This window comes from Streptomyces sp. 11x1, assembly GCF_032598905.1.
Taxonomy (GTDB): Bacteria; Actinomycetota; Actinomycetes; order Streptomycetales; family Streptomycetaceae; genus Streptomyces.
In genome coordinates, this window is record NZ_CP122458.1 from 10292384 (window position 1) to 10314735 (window position 22352).

The 22352-nt window shown below is 73.5% G+C and carries 4 protein-coding genes; 3 read left to right on the plus strand and 1 reads right to left on the minus strand.

Annotated elements, in window-relative coordinates; genetic code table 11:
* Position 1: 1 nt before the first annotated feature.
* Positions 2–18958, minus strand: a complete 18957-nt coding sequence (locus P8T65_RS45310) for a non-ribosomal peptide synthetase (protein WP_316731246.1) — start codon at positions 18956–18958, stop codon at positions 2–4.
* 199 nt (positions 18959–19157) lie between these two features.
* Between P8T65_RS45310 and P8T65_RS45315 the strand changes: the two genes are divergently transcribed.
* From P8T65_RS45315 to P8T65_RS45325, 3 genes are all read left to right on the plus strand, one after another.
* Positions 19158–20198, plus strand: coding sequence for an iron ABC transporter permease (locus tag P8T65_RS45315; protein WP_316731247.1), 1041 nt, complete (start codon positions 19158–19160; stop codon positions 20196–20198).
* A gap of 64 nt (positions 20199–20262) precedes the next feature.
* The gene (locus tag P8T65_RS45320; protein ID WP_316731248.1) at positions 20263–21372 is read left to right on the plus strand and encodes an iron ABC transporter permease; all 1110 of its coding nucleotides are present in this window, start codon (positions 20263–20265) and stop codon (positions 21370–21372) included.
* 4 nt (positions 21373–21376) lie between these two features.
* Complete coding sequence (locus P8T65_RS45325; RefSeq protein ID WP_399102807.1) at positions 21377–22303, plus strand: ABC transporter ATP-binding protein; 927 nt, start codon at positions 21377–21379, stop codon at positions 22301–22303.
* Positions 22304–22352 lie beyond the last annotated feature (49 nt).

A 22352-nucleotide genomic window follows, 5' to 3' on the forward strand; every position in this document is an offset into this window, starting at 1 on the left:
CTCACTTCGGGTTCCGCTCGGCCCACGCGACGAGCCCCCGTAGGGCCCGGAACCAGGTCTCGGCGAGATCCTGGACCGTGTCGCGCGGCAGCAGTCCTTCCAGATACGACCAGTGCGCGGCCAGCACCGGCCCGTCCGCCCGGTCCTCGGTCACCACGTTGATCTCCAGCGCGTGGCCCTCCCGCATCGCGTCCTCCGACCCGATGTCCGCCGCGTCCTCCTCCGGCGCGTACGACCAGTCCGTCTCCTCCGGGATGCCGAACCGGCCCAGGTAGTTGAACTCGACGCGCGGCGGCTCGTAGGCCGCCAGCACCGTGCGGGTACGGGGGTTGAGGTATCGCAGCATCCCGTAGCCCACCCCGTTCGCGGGCAGCGCCGCCAGGTGCTCCCGCACCCGGCGCACCGCCTCGGCCGCCGCCGGGGCCCCGGCGAAGGCCTCGGCGGGGTCGGCCGGTCCCGGATCCAGCCGGACCGGGTAGACGCTGGTGAACCAGCCGACCGTACGCGACAGGTCGATCCCGTCGCCGCCCAACTCCTCCTCCCTACCGTGCCCTTCGAGGTCGACGAGGACCGAACCGTCCCCGCTGCCGTCCCGGCGCCGCCGGTCCGCGAAGGCGAGCGCGAGCCCGGCGAGAAGGACGTCGTTGACGGCGGCCCCGAACGCGGCGGGCACCGCCGACAGCAGGGGGCCGGTGTGCTCGGCCGGCAGCCGGAGGACGACCTCGCGACGGGTGGCGCTGGTGTCGCGGTCGGGGTCGCGGTCCCGGGACAGCGGCAGGGAGGCCGCGCCGTCGGCGAGAACCGCCTCCCACACGGGGAGTTCGGCCTCCCGCTCGGGCCGCTGGGCCAGCTCCGTGAGCAGCCTCGACCAGCGGGCGAACGAGGTCTCGACGGGCAGCAGCCCGACGGGCCGTCCCGCCGACACGTCCTGCCAGGCCGCGGCGAGGTCCGGCAGCAGCACCCGCCACGACACACCGTCCACGACGAGGTGATGGCCCATCAGCAGCAGCCGCCCCGGGGCGTCGCCGGCGTCGAACCACACGGCCCTGACCATGATTCCGGCATCGGGGTCGAGCAACGCCCGTGCCGCGACGGTGTGTTCCCGTACGGCCTCGCCGACCGCGGTCGCGTCCAGACCGCGGACATCGACCCGTTCGATCCAGCCGGCCGGGTCGACCGTGCCGACGTGCGGCACGTGCAGCGACCACTGCTCGGTGTCCTCGACGGAGGGCCGGACCAGGGTGGCCCGTAGCAGGTCGTGCCGGTCGGCGAGCGCCCGCAGCACGGCGGTCAGACCGGCCAGGTCCAGGGCCGCCGGAGTGCGGACCAGGGCCGCCTGGTGGTAGGAGGCGAAGGGGCCGCCCAGTTCGCGCAGCCAGTGCATGACCGGGGTGAGCGGCACCGTGCCGGTACCGTCGTCCGCCGGACGCGGCGCCGAGACGTCGGCCGCCTCGGCCACCGTGCCCAATGCGGCCGGCGTGCGGTGTCGGAAGACCAGCCTCGGACTGATCCTCAGTCCTGCCGCGCGGGCCCGGCCCACGAGCTGCATGGCGACGATGCTGTCACCGCCGAGGGCGAAGAAGTCGTCGTCCGCACCGACCCGTTCGAGCCCCAGCACCTCCGCGAAGACCGTGCACAGCACCTCCTCCACGGGCGTCGAGGGTGCCCGTCCCGAGGACAGCGCGGAAAAGTCCGGCGTGGGCAGGGCGGACCGGTCCAACTTGCCGTTGGCCAGCTGCGGGAACCGCGCCAGGGCGACCACGGCCGCCGGGACCATGTGGTCGGGGAGCCGTCCGGCGACATGGGCACGCAACGCCGCCGGGTCGGGCGCACGGCCCGGGGCCGACACCACATGGGCCACGAGCAGCTTGCGCGACCCGTCCTGATGGACCGTCACCAGAGCCTGCGCGACCTCCGGATGGGCGGTCAGCGCGGCCTCGATCTCGGCGGGCTCGATCCGGAAACCGCGGATCTTGACCTGGTCGTCGGCGCGGCCGAGGTAGTCGATCCGTCCGTCGCCGGTCCAGCGGGCCAGGTCGCCGGTGCGGTACAGCCGTGATCCGGCCGGACCGAACGGGTCGGCCACGAACCGCTCCGCCGTCAGACCCGGGCTGCCCAGATACCCCCGGGCGAGACCGCCGCCCGCCAGGTACAGCTCACCGGGAACGCCGGGCGGCACCGGCCGCAGCCGGTCGTCGAGGACGTACGCCCGGGTGCCGGCCACCGGCCGCCCCACGAGCGGCCGTTCGCTGTCGCGGACGCGTCCCACGAGGGCGTCCACGGTCGACTCGGTCGGCCCGTACAGGTTGAACGCCTCGGTGCCGGGCAGTTCGGACAGCCGCTTCCACAGGGCGACGGGCACCGCCTCGCCGCCCACGCCGACGACCGCGAGCGGGCAGTCGCCGCCCCGCAGCAGCCCGCTGTCGGCCATCTGCGCGAAGAACGACGGCGTGACCTCCAGGAAGTCGAAGCGGTGCCGGAGCACGGCCTCGGTGACCAGCTCCGGGTCGCGCCGGACCTCCTCCGACAGCACATGGACGCAGTGCCCGTCCAGCAGCCACAGCTGCGGCTGCCAGGACGCGTCGAAGAAGAACGACCAGGCGTGACCGACCCGCAGATGACGCCGCCCGGCCGCCTCGATCGCGGGCGCGTACAGCGTCTCGCGGTGGCTGTGGAAGAGGTTGCCGAGCGTCTCGTGGGTGATCACGACACCCTTGGGGCGGCCGGTGGAGCCCGAGGTGTAGATGACGTACGCCGGGTGGCGGGGCGTCAGCGGGGCTCGGCGGTCGGTGTCGGTGAGGTCGGCCGGGTCCTGGGCCGCGAGCCGTTCCCGGGTGCCGGGATCGTCCAGCCGCAGCGCGGCGATGCCGGGCGGCAGTCCGGCGCCGGACTCGCGGGTCGTCAGGGTGAGGACCGGACCGGCGTCGGCGAGGACGTCTGCCGTACGCTCGACCGGGGCGTCCGGGTCGAGCGGCAGATACGCCGCTCCCGCCTTGTGCACCGCGAGGACGGCCGTGAGGAAGTGGGCGGTGCGCGGCAGCGCGAGCGCGACGAACCGCTCCGGTCCCGCGCCCGCCTCGACGAGCAGCCGGGCCAACCGGTTGGCGTCCGCGTTCAGTTCGGCGAAGGTCAGCTCCACGCCGTCGGAGGCCGTGGCGGGCAGGTCGCCGTGGAGGCGCGCCCGCTCCTCGAAGAGCGCGGGCACCGTGGTGGGCCCACCGGCGACCGGCGTGCTGTGCCAGCCGCCGAGCAGCCGGGCCCGTTCGTCCGGGGCGAGGATGTCGATGCCGCCGAGCGGGGTGTCCGGATCGGCGGTCACGGCGCGCAGGACGCGCCGCAGCCGGTCCGCGAACGACTGGGCGGTGGCCGGGTCGAAGAGATCGGCGCTGTACTCCAGGACGCCGTCCACGCCGGTGCCGTCGCCGCGCTCGACGAAGTCGAAGGACAGGTCGAACTTGGCGGTCGTCTGCGGCACGTCGTCCCGGCGGGCGGTCAGCCCGGCCAGGCCGGACAGCCCCGTCTCGTCGCCGGAGGCGAGATACACGACCATCACCTGGAACAGCGGGTGACGGGCGAGCGAGCGGGCCGGGTTGAGCACCTCCACCAGCCGCTCGAAGGGCACGTTCTGGTGGTCGAAGGCGGCGAGGTCCGCCTCCCGGACACGCCCGAGCAGCTCCCGGAACGTCGGGTCCCCGGAGGTGTCGGTGCGCAGCACCAGCGTGTTGAGGAAGAACCCGACCAGGTCGTCCAGTCCCGCGTCGGTGCGGCCGGAGATCGGGCTGCCGATGGGGATGTCGTCGCCCGCGCCGAGCCGGGACAGGAGCGTCGCCACGGCCGCTTGGAGCACCATGAACACACTGACCCCGTTTTCCCGGGCCAACCCGTCCAGCGAGGCGGCGAGTTCGGCGTCCAGCGACAGATCGGCGGAGCCGCCCCGGTAGGTGGACTCCAGCGGACGCGGCCGGTCCACGGGCAGCGCCAGCTCCTCGGGCAGCCCGGCCAACGCCTGCTTCCAGTACGCGACCTGCCGTGCCGCGAGACTGCCCGCGTCCTTCTCGTCGCCGAGGACGTCGCGCTGCCACAGCGTGTAGTCGGCGTACTGGACCGGCAGCGGCTCCCACTCGGGCGCGCGCCCGGCCCTGCGGGCGGCGTAGGCGAGCCCGAGGTCCCGGTGCAGCGGTCCCTCGGACCACTCGTCCCCGGCGATGTGGTGCAGGAGCAGCAGGACGGTCCACTCCTCCTCGCCGGTGCGGAACACATGGACCCGCAGCGGGAGTTCACGCTCCAGCGCGAAGCCGTACGTGCCGGCCTCCGCCAGCAGTTCGGGCAGCAGCTCGTCGTCCGTGTCGACGACCTCGAACGGGACCCGGACGTCCCCCGGCGCCAGGACCAGCTGGTGGGCCCGGCCCTCGTCGTCGGGGAAGACCGTGCGCAGCGTCTCGTGCCGGACGACCAGATCGTGCACGGCCGCCCGCAACGCCTCGACGTCCAGCGCGCCCGTCAGCCGCCAGGCCGAGGGGATGTTGTACGTCGCGCTGGGGCCCTCCACCTGGTACAGCACCCACAGCCGCTGCTGGGCGGAGGACAGCGGCAGCCGCTCGGGGCGTTCCCGGACCGTCAGCGCCGGGCGGGCGGTCCCCGCCGTGTCCGCCGTGTCGGCCAGCCTCCGCGCGAGCCGGGCCACCGTCGGCGCGTCGAACACCGTGCGCAGCGACACCTCGGACCCGAACGCGGCCCGGACGCCTGCGACCAGCCGCATGGCCAGCAGCGAATGGCCGCCCAGGGCGAAGAAGTCGTCGTCGACGCCGACCCGGTCCACGCCCAGCACCTGGGCGAACAGACCGCGCAGGATCTCCTCCCGCGGGCTCCCCGCCCGGCCGCCGGTGCCGCCGCCCGCCGTGAAGTCGGGCGCGGGCAGCGCACGCCGGTCCAGCTTGCCGTTGGACGTCAGCGGCAGCGCGTCGAGGACGACGACCGCCGCGGGCACCATGTGCTCGGGCAGCGCGGCGGCGGTGTGGGCTCGCAGGACCGCCGGGTCGGCGGCTTCTCCGGCGGCGGGGACGACGTACGCGACGAGCCGCTGGTCGTGGGGGACGACGACCGCGTGGGCGACGGACGCGTGCCGCGCGAGCACGACCTCGACCTCTCCGGGCTCGATGCGCACACCACGGATCTTGACCTGGTGGTCGGTGCGGCCGAGGAAGTCGAGCGTGCCGTCGGGCAGCCAACGGGCCAGGTCGCCCGTCCGGTACATTCGCGCGCCCGGCCCGCCGTACGGGTCCGCGACGAACCGCTCGGCCGTGAGCCCGGGACGGTCGAGGTAGCCCCGGGCGAGCTGGACGCCCGCCAGATAGAGCTCTCCCGCCACACCGGGCGGCACCGGCCGCAGCGCCGTGTCGAGGACGTAGGTCCGGGTGTTCCACACGGGACGCCCGATCACCACCCGGTCGGCCCCGGGCAGGACCCGGCCGGCCGTGACGTCGACCGAGGCCTCCGTCGGCCCGTACAGGTTGTGCAGTGCCGCCGGGAGCACCTCGTGGAAGCGCTCGGCCACCGCCGGCGGCAGTGCCTCGCCACTGCACATCACCCGGCGCAGACCCGTGCAGCGCGCGGCGGTCGGCTCCTCCAGGAACACCTGGAGCATCGACGGCACGAAGTGCGTGGTGGTCACGCCCTGCTCGCGGATCACCCGGGCCAGATACACCGGGTCCCGGTGGCCGTCCGGCCGGGCGACCACCAGCGCGGCGCCGGTGATCAGCGGCCAGAAGAACTCCCACACCGACACGTCGAAGCCGGCCGGGGTCTTCTGCAGCACCCGGTCGTCGGGACCGAGCCCGTACGCGTCCTGCATCCACAGCAGCCGGTTGACGATGCCCTCGTGCGGCACGACGACCCCCTTGGGGCGGCCGGTCGACCCTGAGGTGTAGATGACGTAGGCCGGGCTCGCCGGGTCGTACCCGGTGGGGAGTTCACCCTCGGAGCCCTGCGGCAGCACGTCCTCGACGACGCACACCGGCCGGGCTTCCTCCAGCATGAGCGCCCGCCGATCCCGCGGCTGGTCGGCCTCCAGGGGCAGATAGGCGCCACCGGCCCGGTGCACCGCCAGCAGGGCGACCACCAGGTCCACCGAACGCGGCAGCGCCACCGCCACCGTGCGCTCAGGACCCACGCCCATCCCCGCCAGCACCCGCGCGGTCCGCTCGACCCGTGCGTCCAACTCGGCGTACGTCAGGCGCTGTTCGTCGTGCACGAGGGCGAGCGCGTCCGGGGTCCGCGCCACCTGGGCGCGGAACAGCTCCGACAGGGTGGTCGCGGGCACCTCCCGTCCGGTGTCGTTCCACCGGACCAGCACCGACTCCCGCTCGGCCTCCTCCAGCACCTCCAGCTCCCGCACCGGCGTGTCCGGTGCGTCGGCGACCTGCTCCAGCAGCCGGGCGAGCCGCCCGGCCGTACGCCGGGCCGTCTCGTCGTCGTAGAGGTCGAGCGCGTACTCCAGCAGCAGGGTGAGACGGTCCCGTCCCACCTCGTCGACGAAGGTGAAGTGCAGGTCGAACTTGGCCATGCCGGTGTCCATGTCGAACCACTCGGTCGGCATGCCCAGCACGTCAGGGTCGCCGTCGGGCCGGTAGTGGTAGCCCAGCATGACCTGGAAGAGCGGGTTGCGACCGGCCACCCGAGGCGGGTTCACGGCCTCCACCACGTGGTCGAACGGCAGGTCCTGGTGCTCGAACGCCTGGAGCGCCGACTCCCGCACCCGGTCCAGGAGCTGAGTGAACGTCAGGTCGGACGGACCGTCCTCGGCGCCCGACAGATCGGTGCGCAGCACCAGCGTGTTGACGAAGAAGCCGACCAGGTCGTCGAGGGCGTCGTCCGTACGTCCCGCGATGGGTGCCCCGAGCGGAATGTCGTCCCCGGCGCCCAGCCGGTGCAGCAGCGCCGCCGTGGCCGCCTGGAACAGCATGAACATACTGGTGTTCGTGGCGGCGGACAGCTCGCGCAGCGCCCGTCCGGTGGCGGGGGACAGCTCCAGACGCACCTTGCCGCCCCGCCCGGTGGGCGCGTCCGGCCGGGGCCGGTCCAGGGGCAGCGACAGCTCCTCGGGCAGCTCCCGCAACGCGTCGGTCCAGTGGGCGAGTTGGGCCGCACCGACCTGCCCGAGCAGTTTGTCCTGCCAGAGGGTGTAGTCGGCGTACTGCACCGGCAGCGGCGCCCACCCCGGCGTGTGGCCCTCGGTCCGGGCCCGGTACGCGGTGGTGAGATCGGCGAGGAAGGGCCGGTCCGACCACTCGTCGGTGGTGATGTGGTGCAGGACCAGCGTCACCACGTGCTCGGCGGGGCCGAGCCGCAACACCTCCGTGCGAACCGGCAGTTCGGTGCTCAGGTCGAACGGCCGCCGCTGTGCCGCCTCGATCCGGCTCGCCAGGTCCTCCTCGCTGACCTCGGCGACCTGGAAGGCGGGTTCGGCCGCACCCGGCGCCACGATCCACTGGTAGGGCTCGCCGTCCTCCTCCAGGAAACGGGTCCGCAGAACCTCGTGACGGTCCGTCACATCGACTAGGGCCGCCCGCAGCGCGACGAGGTCCAGCTCGCCGCGCAGCCGGAAGACGAGGGGGAAGTTGTAGGCCACCCCGCCGCCGGTGAGCCGCTCCACCAGCCACAGCCGCCGCTGTGCCGCCGACAGCGGGATGCGCGCGGGCCGCTCGGCGACCGTCCGCAGGGCGGGCCGCGCGGGACGTCCGGTGCCCGCCCGTAGCGCCAGTGCCTCCGGAGTGGGCGCCTCGAACAGGTCACGGATGGCCAGCTCGGCGCCCAGTTCGGTACGGGCGCGGCTGATCAGCCGGGTCGCGAGCAGCGAGTGGCCGCCCAGGTCGAAGAAGTTGTCCTCGGCACCGGTGCGGGGCAGCCCCAGCACCTCGGCGAAGAGCCGGCACAGCACCTCCTCGACGGGGGTGCGCGGGCCGCGCCCGGCCGACAGGGCGACCGCCGGCTCGGCGTCCGGCAGGGCGCGCACGTCCAGCTTGCCGTTGTCGTTCATCGGCAGGCCGGGCAGCACCACGAACGCGGCGGGCACCATGTAGCCGGGCAGCCGCTGTCCGAGGTCGTCGCGGAGCCGCCGGACGAGCGCGGTGTGGCCGCGTCCGGCCGCCGGCGTGTTGGCGTACGGAGCGGTGGCGTCGCGGTCGGCGCGCGGCCGGTACAGGCCGGCCGTCCGGGCGGTGTCGGTGCCGGGCACGAACACGGCCTCGTAGACACCGGGTTCGGCGGACCACGTGGTGAGCAGCCGGTAGCCGCGTGCCGCCGCGGTCTCCCGCAGATCCTCCGGTTCCACGCCGGTCGCGGCGACGGGCGACGGGCGGCCGGTGTCCAGGGCCCGCAGCCCGGCGAGGTCGACGGCGGTACGGGCGTCCGGGACGCCCCGCACCCGCAGCGGTCCGCCGCCGTCGAGCCGGTCGAGGAGCGCCTCCCGTCCGGTCCAGTCGAGGGCCGGGACACCGTCCAGCGAGAGGCCGGCGGCTCCCTCGTAGAGCACCACGTCGTACCGGTAGCGGGTCAGCTCGTTGTGGTGGCGGCCCGCCTTGGTGCGCAGGTCCACGCCGACACCGAGGGTGGTGAACCAGTCCGGGTCGACGAGGAGTTCCTTCTCCAGCGCGAGACCCCGCTCCACCGCCCGGCGCAGCACCTCGGGCTCGGTGTCAGCGTCGGCGCGGGCGGCCTGGATGCCGGACTGGAACACCCGGGCCTGACGCAGGTCGCGGACGTCCCCAAGGAACAGGGCACCGCCGGGCGCGAGCAGGCCGAGCGCGCCCCGGATCACCTGGTGGAGGTGGTCCAGGCTCGGGAAGTACTGGACGACGGAATTGATGACGATCGTGTCGAAGAACCCGGCGGGCAGGCCGTCGGTCACCTCGGCCGCCTGGCAGCGGAGTTCGACCTTCCCGGCCAGCAGCGGGTCGCTCCGCACGCCCTCGGTGAGCTTGCGGATCACGGGCGCGGCGAAGTCGGTCGCCCAGTACGCCTCCGCGTCCGGGGCGAGCTTCGACAGCAGCAGACCCGAGCCGACACCGATCTCCAGGATGCGGCGCGGCCCCAGCTCGCGGATGCGTTCCACGGTGGCCGCGCGCCACTCCCGCATGTGTTCCACGGGGATCGGCGTGCCGTCGTAGGAGCTGTCCCAGCCCGCGAAGTCCTCGGTGAACAGGGCGGTGCCGATCTCGGTGTACTCGGCGGAGTAGATCTCCCGCCACTCACCGATCTGCTCCCGTTCGGCCGAGTCCCGGGCGTCCTGGTCGAGTTCGGCGGGCACGACGTAGCCCACGAGCCGCTTCGTACCCGGCGCCGAGGTGTCGTCGCGGGCGATCACGGCCGCCTGGGACACCTCGGGATGCTGAGCGAGCGCGGCCTCGATCTCGCCCAGCTCGACCCGGTAGCCCCGGATCTTGACCTGGTCGTCGGTCCGGCCGAGGAAGTCCAGGTTGCCGTCGGCGCGCCGGCGTACCAGGTCGCCGGTGCGGTACATGCGCTCACCCGGCAGTCCGTACGGGTCCGCCACGAAACGCTCGGCGGTCAGTCCCGGCCGGTCGAGATAGCCGCGCGCCAGGCCGACACCCGCGATGAACAGCTCGCCCGCCACCCCGTCCGGCACCGGACGCATCCAGGTGTCGAGAACGCGGGCCCGGGTGGCGCGGATCGGCCTGCCGACGGTCGGGGTGGCACTGTCCTCCGTGCCGCCGCCGAGGGTGTTGATCGTGTACTCGGTCGGGCCGTACAGGTTGTAGCCGTACGTGCCCTCGGTGTCCCGCAGGGTGTTCCACACCGTCTCGGTGACGGCCTCGCCGCCGAGCAGCACCAACGGCGGCCGATGCCCCTCCAACAGGCCCTCCTCGATGAGGAGATGGGCGTAGGTGGGGGTCACGTTGACGACGTCGACCCGGTGTTCCTCGCAGTACGCCACCAGCGCGGTCGCGTCCCGCCGCAGCTCCTCGTCGCAGATGTGCACCTCATGCCCCTCGACGAGCCACAGCAGCTCCTCCCAGGACATGTCGAACGCGAACGACACGGTGTGCGCGATCCGCAGCCGCCGCCCGCCCGCCGACGCGATCGCCGGCGCGAAGATCTCCTTCTGGTGGTTGAGCTGCATGTTCGTCAGACCGATGTACGGCGTGACGACACCCTTGGGGCGGCCCGTGGAGCCCGAGGTGTAGATGACGTACGCCGGGTGGTCCAGGCTGAAGGACACCGACACCGGGCCCGCCGGGAAGGCCGCCAGCTCGGCCGCCACCGCCGGGTCGTCGAGCAGGACGCGCGGCGTGTCGCCCGTCAGCGTCCGGGACACGGCCTCGGTGGACAGCAGGAGCAGCGGGCGGGCGTCCGCCAGCATCAGCGACAGCCGGTCGGCGGGGTGGTCCAGCTCCAGCGGCAGGTACGCCGACCCCGTGCGCAGCACCGCGAACAGCGCGACCACCATGTCGATCGAGCGGGGCAGCCCGAGCGCGATCACCCGCTCCGGTCCGGCGCCCCGCGCGAGCAGCAGCCGGGCCATCCGGTCGCAGCGCGCGTCGAGTTCGGCGTACGTGAGGGTCCGCGCGCCGAAGACCAGGGCGGTCGCGTCCGGGGTGCGGGCGGCCTGCGCGGCCAGCATGTCCGCGACCGTCTCGTGCGGCACGGGCTGCCGCTGCTCGGCCTCCTCGCGGGCCAGCGCGGCGGCCTCGGCCGGCAGCAGGGCGTCCAGCGAACCGACGGGGGCGGTCGGGTCCGCCACCAGCCGGCCGACCAGCAGCACGAAGCGGTCCAACAGGCCCTGGGCGTAAGTGTCTTCCAGCAGGTCGGGGCGGTAGGCGAGCGTCACCCGGACCTGTTCGCCGGGGGTCACCACCAGGTTCGCCGGATAGTGCGTGGCGTCGACATTGGCCACGGCCGTCGCGCCGTGCCGCGCGCGCAGCTCGGTGAGCCGCTCGTCAGTGTCGGCGTTACGCAGCACGAACAGCGTGTCGAACAGCCGCCGGTGGCCCGTCTCGGCCTGGAGCACACCCAGGCCCAGGTACTCGTAGGGCATGACCTCCAGCCGCTCGCCCTGGACCCGGCGCAACAGGTCGAGGACCGGCTCGCGCGGGTCGAAGGCGATACGCGCGGGCACGGTGTTGAGGAACATGCCGATGACGTTCTCGACGTCCCGCACCTCACTGGGCCGCCCGGCCACCGTCGTACCGAACGCGATGTCGCCGCGGCCGGTCGCGCCCGCCAGGACCAGGCCCCAGGCGGCGTTGAGCACGGTGTTGAGGGTCAGACCGTGGGCGCGCGCGGTGTCGCGCAGCCGTCGCGCGACCGCCGCCTCCAGCACGGCGTCCAGCTGCCGCGGGATCACCGGCTCCCGGCCCCGGTCGGAGGCGGCCGGCACCAGCAGCGTCGGCTCCTCGAAGCCGGACAGGGCCGCCCGCCAGGCGCGGGTCGCCGCGGTGTCGTCCTGCCGCTCCAGCCAGTTCAGGTAGTCGCGGTACGAGCCGGGGCGGTCCAGGCCCACCGGGTCGCCGCCGCTCTCGTACAGCGCGAACAGCTGGTCCAGGAAGAGCCAGGCCGACCAGCCGTCCCACAGGATCAGATGACGTCCGACGACCAGCCGGTCGCCACGCTCCTCGCCGAGCCGCACCAGCAGCATCCGGAAGAGCAGCGGACGGGTGAGGTCGAACCGCTGCGCCCTCGACTCCTCCAGCAACTCCCGCATCCGCAGGTCCTGTTCGGCCGCCGGGAGCCCCGAGAGATCCACTTCCCTCAGCGGGACCTCGGCGTCGCGCACGATGAACTGCACCGGCCGGCGCAGCCCCTCACTGGTGAACCCGGCACGCAGGCTGGGGTTGCGGCCCAACAGCGTGCACACGGCGGCCGACAGCCGCTCGGCGTCGATGCGTTCGGCGAAGTCGAAGGACTCGTGGACGGTGTAGACGTCCAGGGAGCTGTCGTCGAAGTTCGAGTGGAAGAACAGACCCTCCTGGAGCGGGGCGAGGGGCCACACGTCCTCGATCCGGCCCGGCGCGAGCCGCTCGATCCGTTCCCGCTCCTCCTCGGTCACTGTGAACGCGGACTCGGCGGGACCCTCCCCGGCGGCCGACTCGTCGAGGACCGCCGTCGCCGCGAGCGCCGCGGGCGTGCGGTGCTCGAACACCTCGCGCGGGCCGATCACCAGACCCGCGCGGCGGGCCCGGCTGGAGACGGCGATCGAGCTGATGCTGTCACCGCCGAGATGGAAGAAGTCGTCGTCGACCCCGACCTCGGGGAGCTTCAGCACGGCCGCGAAGATCTCGACGAGCACCTGCTCCCGGGGGTTGCCCGGCGCCCGGGTGACGGTGCCGCGCGGGCCCTGCGGGGCGGGCAGCACGGCCCGGTCCAGCTTGCCGCTCGGGGTGAGCGGCAGCGCGTCCAGGACCACCCAGGCGCTCGGCACCATGGGGGAGGGGAGGGAGCCGGCCAGGGCCTCGCGCAGGTCGCTCGGCTCGGTGGCGTCTCCGGTGGGCACGACGTACGCGACCAGGGTGTCGTCCCGTACCGTCACGGCGGCCTGCGCCACCTCCGGCAGCCGCACCAGCGCGGCCTCGATCTCGCCGAGCTCGATGCGGTTGCCGCGCAGCTTGACCTGCCGGTCCGTGCGGCCCAGGTACTCGATCACCCCGTCCGCGCGCCGCCGGACCAGGTCACCGGTGCGGTACATCCGGGTGCCGGGCGGCCCGTAGGGGTCGGCGGTGAACCGCTCGGCGGTCAGCGCAGGCCGGGCGTGGTAGCCGCGGGCCAGCTGGACGCTGGTCAGGTACAGCTCGCCCGGGACACCGTCGGGGACGGGCCGCAGACAGGTGTCCAGGACCCGGAGCCCGGTGTTCCACACGGGCCGCCCGATGGGCACGGACGCACCCGTCTGCTCCTCGTCGGAGGCATACGGGTGGTACGTGACGTCGACGGCCGCCTCGGTCGGGCCGTAGAGGTTGTGCAGCGGCACACCCGTCAGCGCGTGCCAGCGGCTCGCGGCGGTGACCGGGAGCGCCTCGCCGCTGCTCAGTACGCGGCGCAGCGACGCCGACCAGGTGGGGTCGCCGGTGACCTCGTCGTGCTGCAGGAAGGCCTCCAGCATCGACGGCACGAAGTGCATGGTCGTGATGGCCCGCGCCCGTACGAGTTCGGTCAGATAGGCGGGGTCGCGGTGGCCGTCCGGGCGGGCGAGAACCACGGTCGCGCCTTCGAGGAGTGGCCAGAAGAACTCCCAGACGGACACGTCGAAGCTGGAGGGCGTCTTCTGCAGCACCTGGTCGTCGGGGCCGAGCCCGTACTCGCCCTGGGCCCACGCCAGCCGGTTCACGACGGCCCGGTGGGTGACGACGACACCCTTGGGCAGACCGGTCGAGCCGGAGGTGTAGATCAGGTAGGCGGGATCGTCGGGGCGCGCGGGGGCGGGGGCGGGGGAGTCCTCGGTCGGCCCGGTGCCGGCGGCGTCGAGCAGCAGGACGGAAGCAACGCTCCCCCCGGCGGACCGGCTCGCTCCGGGCAGTCGGGCGGCCGTCGCGGCGAGTGTGACCACCGTCGTGGCGCCCGAGTCGGCGAGCATGTGCGCCACCCGGTCGGCCGGGTAGTCGAGGTCCACCGGCAGATAGGCGGCGCCCGACTTCAGGACGCCGAGCAGGGCCACCATCAGCTCCGCCGAGCGTGGCACGGCGACCGCCACGAACGCCCCCGGGCCCGCGCCCCGGCCACGCAGCCGTACGGCCAACGCCTCGGCGCGCGCGTCCAGTTCGGCATAGCTCAGCCGCTCGTCCTCGAAGGCGACGGCCGTCGCGTCCGGTGTCCGGGCGACCTGCGCGGCGAAGCCCTCCGCCAGGGTGGACTCCGGGGCGACGCGCTCTTCCCCGGCGGGGTGGGCCCGCAGGGCCTCGTCGGGGGAGAGCAGGTCGACGGAGGCGGCGGCACGGTCCGGTGCCTCGGCGATGGCCTCCAGGACGCGGACCAGCCGGTCGCCGAGGGCGCGGACGGTGTCGCCGTCGAGGCGCTCGGCGTGGTGCTTCAGCCGTAGGTCGAGCCGTCGACCGGGCTTGACGACGAGGGCGAGCGGATAGTGCACCGCGTCGTGGAAGGCGTCCCCGGTGATGCGTACGGTGCCCGAGGCGTCTCCGAGGTCCGACTCGGCGGGGTAGTTCTCGAACACGACGAGGCTGTCGAAGAGTTCGCCGGAGCCCGCGTGCCCGGTGAGCCGCTGGATCTCGGCGAGACCCAGGTGCTGGTGGTCGAGCAGCCGGGCCTGCTCCTCCTGGAGACGCGCGAGCAGGGTCCCAAGTGACTCGCGGGGTGTCCAACGGAAGCGTGTCGGAAGGGTGTTGATGAACAGGCCCACCATGGAGGCGATGCCGTCGACCTCGCCGTCGCGCCCGGAGACCGTGGTGCCGAACACCACGTCGTCCCGGCCGGTCAGCCGGCCCAGCAGCAGACCCCAGGCACCCTGCACCACCGTGCCGAGGGTGACACCGTGCTCACGGGCACGTTCGGCGAGCCGCGAGGTGGTTCGCTCGGACAGCTCCACCCGGACGTGCTCAGGTCGTACGGGTGCCCCGACGGCCGGGGCGCCGACCAGCCGCGTGGGCTCCTCCAGCCCGGCGAGCGCGTCGCGCCAGACCTCGCGCGCCGCCGCACGGTCCTGCTCGGCGAGGCGGCGCAGGAAGCCGCGGTAGGGGGCGACCTCGGGCAGCGCGGGCGCGTCTGTGCCGTAGTACGCCATCAGTTCCCGGTGCAGCACCGGCAACGACCAGCCGTCCGCGACGATGTGATGGAACGTCAGCAGCAGGCGGCTGCGCTCCTCGCCGAGCCGGACCAGGGCGCAGCGCAGCAGCGGCGGCGCGGCCAGGTCGAAGCCCCGGGCCCGCTCGTCGGCGGCCACAGCGTCGCCCAGCGTCTCGCGGACCTCCCCGTCCTGGGACGAGAGATCGACCTCCCGCCAGGGCAGCTCGGCGTCCCGCGTGATGATCTGCACCGGGGTGCCGTCCGGGCGCTGGCGGAACGCGGCCCGCAGCGGCGCGTGCCGGTCCAGCAGGCGCTGCGCGGCCCGGCGCAGCACGTCGGCGTCGACCGGTCCGGAGAGGTCCAGGACCTGCTGGACGACATAGGTGTCTCCACCGGCGCCGCCGGTGAGGGCGTGGAAGAAGAAGCCCTGCTGGAGCGGGGTGAGAGGCAGCAGTTCGGCGACGGGCAGCGGATGTGTGCCCTGGATCTCTGCGAGTTCGGCAGGGCCGACCTCGATCAGGGGCTCGTCGGCGGCATGTTCGGCGACCCGTTCGACGGCGGCCTCGGCCAGCGCCTCGACCGTGCGGTGCCGGAAGACGTCACGAGTGGTGAGCCTGAGACCCGACTCCCGGGCGCGGATGAGGAGTTGGATGGCGCTGATGCTGTCGCCGCCGAGCGCGAGAAAGTCGTCCTCGGCGGTCACCGCGCCCAGGCCGAGCACCTCGGCGTACAGCGAGCACAGCAGCCGCTCACGAGGGGTGCGCGGGGCGCGGCCGGAGCTCATCGTGGCGTAGTCCGGCGCCGGCAGCGCTCGCGCGTCGATCTTGCCGCTGGGGGTGACCGGCAGGGCGTGCAGCGGGACGAACGCCGAGGGGACCATGTAGTCGGGCAGCCACTCGGCGGCGTGCCCGCGCAGGGTCCGCATCAGCGCGCCCACGTCACGGAAGGGCGCGGGCCGGTTGACGCGCGGATGGACACCGGCCGTCCGGTACAGCGGGCCGAAGGGGCCGTCGAGGACGAACACGGCGTCGAACGCGCCGTCGTCGGCGTTCCCGTTCCAGGTGAGCGCCACTCGGTATCCGTGCTCGGCCGCCAGGGCGTGCAGGTCCTCGGGGTCGGTTCCGCCCGCCGCCTGCCTGCTGCTGCCCTCCAGCCGTCGCAGGTCCGCCAGGTCGTCCGCGAGGCGCGCGTTGGGCACACCGGTGACGCGCAGCCCGTCCGGTCGCCCTGCGAGCAGATCCGCCAGTCCGCCGAGGCCGCCGACCTGCGACCAGTCGGCCTCCGGCAGCTCCCGGGCCGCCGTCGGAGTCCCCGGGCGCAACACGACGTCGTACCGATAGCGGCTCAGCTCGTTGTGGTGCGCGGCCCGCTTGAGACGGATGTCCGCGTCGAAACCGTCGAGGGCGGCGAAGAAGTCCGGGTCGAGCAGGAGTTCGCCCTCCCAGCGCATCGACCGCTCGACGGCCGCCCGCAGCGCGCTCTTGTCGTCCTCGTCACCGCCGGTCGCCCGACGGGTCTCCACGGCGGCGCGCAGCGTGCGCAGCAGACGCAGGTTGCGCACGTCGCCGACGAAGATCCGGCCACCGGGGGCGAGCAGCTCCGACACCTGACGCAGGACGTCGGCGAGGTAGTCCCCGCCGGGGAAGTACTGGGCGACGGAGTTGATGACGACGGTGTCGAAGTACCCCTCCGGCAGGCCCTCGGTGTCATGGGCGGGCGCGGTCCGCAGCTCGACCTTCGCGGCCAGCTCCGGATCAGTGGCGACCTGCGCACGCAGGGCCGCCACCGCCTCCGTCGAGAGGTCGGTGCCCCAGTAGGCCTCGCAGTCGGGCGCGATCCGGGACAGGATCAGGCCGCTGCCGACGCCGATCTCCAGCACCCGCCGGGCCGGGCCGAGTTCACGGATCCGGTCGACGGTCGCCGCGCGCCATTCGCGCATCTCCTCGACGGGGATCGGCGTGCCGTCGTACATGCTGTTCCAGCCCGCGAAGTTCTCGCGGAGGCCGGATCCCCCGGATCCCCCTCCCTCAGAGCCCCTGGATCCCGCAGCCCCCCTGGATCCCGCAGAACCCTCGGCGCCCTCGGTGCCCGAGTCCTCGGAACCGGCCGCTCCGTAGAGGAGTTCGTGCAGCTCCTTCCACTCCTCGACCCGTGCGTCCGGGGCCGCGTCACGCGGTGTGTCGAGGGCCGGGACGACATATGCGGCGAGACGGCGGTCACCCGGGCGGTCCTCACGGACGACGACCGTGACCTGGTCGACGGCCGGATGGCCGCGCAGCACCGACTCGATCTCGCCCGGTTCGATGCGGAAGCCCCGGATCTTGACCTGGGCGTCGGCGCGCCCCAGGAACTCCAGCCGCCCGTCCGCCCGCCAGCGCACCAGGTCACCGGTGCGGTAGAGCCGCTCGCCGGGCTCCCCGAACGGGTCGGCGACGAACCGCTCGGCGGTCAGGTCCGGCCGCCCGAGATAGCCCCGCGCCAGGCCCGTGCCGCCCAGGTACAGCTCGCCGGTGACCCCGGCGGGCACCGGCCGCAGGAACGCGTCCAGGACGTACGCCCGGGTCCCCGGGTCGGGCACCCCGATCGGGACGATCGCCCCTGCGGGGATGTCCGGATCGCACAGCCCGAGCGTGGAGTTGGTGGTGGCCTCGGTCGGGCCGTAGGCGTTGAACATCATGCGCCCGCGCGCGTACCGGCTCACCAGCTCGGGGGAGACCCGCTCGGTGCCCGCCAACAGCGTGGCCGTGGGCGGCAGTTCGATGTCGTCGGGCATGGCGGCGAGCAGCGCGGGCGGCAGGATCATGAAGGTGATGCCGTGCGCGTTCGCGTAGTCGGCGAGCGGCGCTCCGGGTACCCGGCGCTCCGCCGGGACGACGACCAGCCGGCCGCCGGACAGCAGTCCGAGGCACAGGTCCCAGAAGGCGACGTCGAAGCTGGGTGAGGCGAACTGCAGCACCCGGCTGTGCGGGCCGATGCCGAACCGCTCGCTCTGCGTGGCCACCAGCTTCGCCACACCGCCGTGTGCGAGGACGACGCCCTTGGGGCGGCCGGTCGAGCCGGAGGTGTAGATCACGTAGGCGGCGTTGAGGACCGTGAGGGGCGCCCCGCGGTCCGCCTCGGTCGGGTCGTGGGCCGGGCGACCCGCCAACTCGGCCGCCGTGGCGGGGGAGTCCAGCTCCAGGAGGGTCATCCCCCGCAACGGGTCGGGGAGCTCGCGCGCGGTCTCGGCGGTGGTCACCATGCAGACGGGCCGTGCGTCGCCCAGCATGTACGCGATGCGGTCCGCCGGGTAGTCGTGGTCGATCGGCAGATAGGCGGCGCCCGACTTGAGGACGGCCACCTCGGCCACGATCAGCTCGGCGGACCGCGGCAGCGCCAGGGCGACGATCCGCTCGGGACCGGCACCCCGCGCGATCAGCGCGTGCGCCAGGCGGCCCGCGCGTTCGTCCAGCTCGGCGTAGGTGAGTTCCTCGTCCTCGAAGACCAGCGCCACGGCCTCGGGACGCCGGCGCACCTGCTCGGCGAACATGGCCGGCCAGGTGTCCGCCGGCACCGAGTGCGCGGTCGCGTTCCAGTCGAGGACGACCTGCCCGTACTCCTCCCGGGACATCAGATCCAGCCGGGCCACCGGCGTCCCGGGCCGGGCCACGGCGTCGGCGAGCAGTGTGCGGTAGTGGCCCAGCAGCCGCTCGATCGTCGTGCCGTCGAAGAGGGCGGGGGAGTACGACGCGCGCGCCGAGTCCCCGTCCACCTCCAGCAACACGTCGACCGGCGCGGGAAGTTCACCGGCCGGGCGGTCGGCCGTGCCGAACGCCGTGTTGCAGAACAGCCCGCCGCCCCGGGTCGGCCGGGGGCGCAGCTCCTCCACCAGCAGGCCGACGGGCACCCGGTGGGTCTCCGCGTCCTCCCACGCCTCGGTCACCCGGCGCACCAACTCGGCGAACGTCGGCTCGTGCGCGACGGACACCCGCAGCGGGAGCCCGCCATGACCGACCGTCAGATCCGTCGCCCCGGTGTAGCGGTGCAACAGCGCGACGAACGCCGCGAGTCGGACGGTGTCGGGGGCGTCCGGGAGGTCGGTCACCGTCCGCGCGTCCCGTCCGGGCAGCGGATGTGGCGGATGCGGCCGGTCGGCGGGCAGTGCGATCTCGAGCGGGAGCGGTGTCAGCAACCGCCGCCAATGGGACAGAACTTCCTCGGAACCGCACACAGCCGCGAGCCTCCCCAGCGGGTCGGGGTCCCGGACCAGGGGCCGGGGTCGCCGACATACTAAGGTAAGGGTTACCTAATTCACAGGGTCCGCAAAGAGAGGTACCCGCCGGGACGAGGCGGCATTCGACGGAAGACCTACAGTTCACCCCGTGCTCGCCCTACAGTTAAGGCAAGCCTCATCAAAGAAAGTTGAAGACGTGGGGACCTCGACGGTCCGGGCGGCGAAAGGCCCCCGCGCGGCACTGCTGCTGACGCTCTCCGGCGTCCTCCTGCTCACGCTGTGCGCCCTGTCGATGGCGTTCGGCGCCCTGGGCGTGCCCCTCGACCAGGTGTGGCACACCCTGGTCGGCGACGCCCCCAGCACCCGGATCGACAACGTCATCTGGTCCGTACGCCTGCCACGCACCGCCCTCGGCCTCGCCACCGGCGCCGCCCTCGGCCTGTCGGGCTCGCTGATGCAGGCGCTGACCCGCAATCCGCTGGCCGACCCCGGCATCCTCGGGGTGAGCGCGGGCGCGGCCTTCGCCGTGGTCCTGTCGGTCGGGGTGCTGGGCATCGGATCGGTGTACGGCTACATCTGGTTCGCCTTCGGCGGCGCGTTCGCCGCCAGCGTCCTCGTGTACCTCCTCGGCGGACTGGGCCGGTCCGGCTCCACACCGGTCAAACTCGCGCTGGCCGGTGTGGCGGTGACCTCCCTGCTGTTCTCGCTGACCAGCGCCATCGCCCTGACCGACCCGGACGCGCTCAACCGCTACCGATTCTGGAGCGCCGGCTCCCTCGCCAACCAGGACGAGGCCGTCCTGCTGCGCGTGCTGCCCTTCCTGGCCGTCGGCGCGATCCTCGCCCTCGCCTGCGCCCCCGCCCTCAACAGCCTCGCGCTCGGCGACGACGTCGCGAAGTCGCTCGGCCTCAAGCTGGGCCTGGTCCGCGTCCAGGGCGTCGTCGCCGTCACCCTGCTGACCGGAGGAGCGGTCGCCGTCATCGGGCCCGTGGTCTTCGTGGGCCTGGTGGTCCCGCACATCGCCCGGGTCCTCGCCCAACTGGCCGGGATCGGCCCGGACCACCGCTGGCTGCTCCCACTGTCGGCCCTCCTCGCCCCCTGCCTCCTGCTGGCCGCCGACATCGCGGGCCGCCTGCTCGCCCGCCCGACCGAGATCCAGGCCGGTGTCCTCGTCGCCTTCGTCGGCGGCCCCTTCTTCATCGCGCTGGTCCGCCGCCGACGTCTCGCGGAGCTGTGAACCATGACCTCACGACCGGGCGTACGCGGGCCCGTGAGAACCGAATCCGTGGAGCTGTGAGCCGATGACGACCGAACTCGTCCCCGTGCCGCCCCCGAAGGGCGCCGGGGACCCCACGCCGAAGCGGCGTACGGCCGAGCGCGTCGCCTTCCGGCTGCCCGCCCCGCCCGTCTCCGGCGTCGTACGGCCCCGGCTGCTGGCGGTCGGTCTGCTGCTCGCGGCGGCCGCGTTCCTGGCGTTCTCGGTGGAGACCTCCGTCGGTGACATCGCCCTGCCGCTCGGCGACGTGATGAAGGCCCTGGCGGGCACGGGTGATCCCGGTACCGAGCTGATCGTCCACGAACTGCGGCTGCCGCGGGCCCTGGCCGGGCTGCTCGTCGGCATCGCCTTCGGCATCTCCGGCGCCCTCCTGCAGACGGTGACGCTCAACCCGCTGGCCAGCCCCGACATGATCGGCATCACCCAGGGCGCCGGGACCGCCGTCGTCGCCGGGATCGTCCTCGGCTGGGACGCGGGCCTGGGCACCCAGGCCCTGGGCCTGCTCGGCGCCGCGGTCACCGGCCTGTTGGTCTACGCGCTCGCCTGGAAGCGTGGCACCACCGGGTATCGCATCGTCCTCGTCGGCATCGGCGTGGCCTGGATCTGCACCAGCCTCACCGACTACCTCATGGCTCGCGGCCAGCGCTTCCAGGCCCAGGCCGCCCTCGGCTGGCTCGTGGGCAACCTCAACGGCCGTACCTGGGACCAGATCGGCCCGCTCGCCGTCACCCTGGCCGTGCTCGTGCCGCCCGCGATCCTGCTCGGCCGGCAGATCCGTGTCATGCAACTCGGGGACGACGTCGCCAAGGGCCTCGGCACCCGCGTGCAGCTCGTCCGGGTGGCCGTCCTGCTCATCGCCGTCGGTCTCGTGGCCTTCGGCACGGCCACCGCCGGACCCATCGCCTTCGTGGCCCTCGCCGCGCCCCAGGTCGCCCAGCGCCTGGCCGGCACTCCGTTCCCACCGCCCGTCGCCGCGGGGCTCACCGGCGCGGTGATGGTCCTCGTGTCGGACCTCGCCGCCCGCAAGCTCGTCCCGGACACGGAGCTTCCGGTCGGGGTCGTCACCGGGGTGCTCGGCGCCCCCGTACTGCTGTGGCTGCTCATCCGCGCCAACCGCGCCGGTTCAGGAGGCTGAAGACGTGTCATCGAAGGACGAGCCGACCACGAAGCGCGACGTCCGCGCCGACGCCCTCGGCGATTCCCGTGCCGATTCCCGTGCGGGCGGTCCCGTCGACGGTCCCGAACTGCGTGCCGAGGGTCTGCGCCTCGCCTACGACGACCGGATCGTCGTGGAGGACCTCGACCTGGTGATCCCGACGGGCCGGGTCACCGCCATCGTCGGCGCCAACGCCTGCGGCAAGTCGACCCTGTTGCGTGCGCTGGCCCGTCTGCTGACCCCCAAGGCGGGCACCGTCCACCTCGACGGCCGCTCGGTGCACTCCCTCCCCACCCGGGTCCTCGCCCAGCGGCTCGGCATCCTCCCGCAGACGCCCGTGGCGCCCGAGGGCCTGACCGTCATCGACCTGGTGGGGCGCGGACGTTCGCCGCACCAGACCTGGTGGCGGCAGTGGTCCCGGAGCGACGAGGAGGCCGTGCACGAGGCCCTGAGGGCCACCGCCATGAGCGAACTCGCCCACCGTCCCGTCGACGAACTCTCCGGCGGACAGCGGCAACGCGCCTGGATCGCCATGGCCGTCGCCCAGGGCACCCCGGTGATGCTGCTGGACGAGCCGACAACCTACCTGGACCTCGCCCACCAGATCGACGTCCTCGACCTGGTCACCGATCTCAACCGGCACCAGGGCCGCACTGTCGTCATGGTCCTGCACGACCTCAACCAGGCCTGTCGGTACGCCGATCACATCGTCGCGATGAAGGGCGGCCGGATAGCGGGTCAGGGAGCCCCCGCCGACGTCATCACCGCCAGGACGGTCGAGGACGTCTTCGGGCTGCGCTGCGTGGTCGGGGAGGACCCCGTCAGCCGCACGCCCATGGTGATCCCGATGGGCCGTCACCACGAGGGCATGGAGGCGGACGCGGTACCCGTCGCGGGCACCGCAGGCTGACCCGGGACACCTCGCGGGTACCGCCGGCCGGCACGAGCACCTCGCGGCA

Excerpts from the sequence above, each read along its gene's own strand:
- P8T65_RS45320 (WP_316731248.1), top strand. The coding sequence starts at position 20,263 with ATGACGACCGAACTCGTCCCCGTGCCGCCCCCGAAGGGCGCCGGGGAC.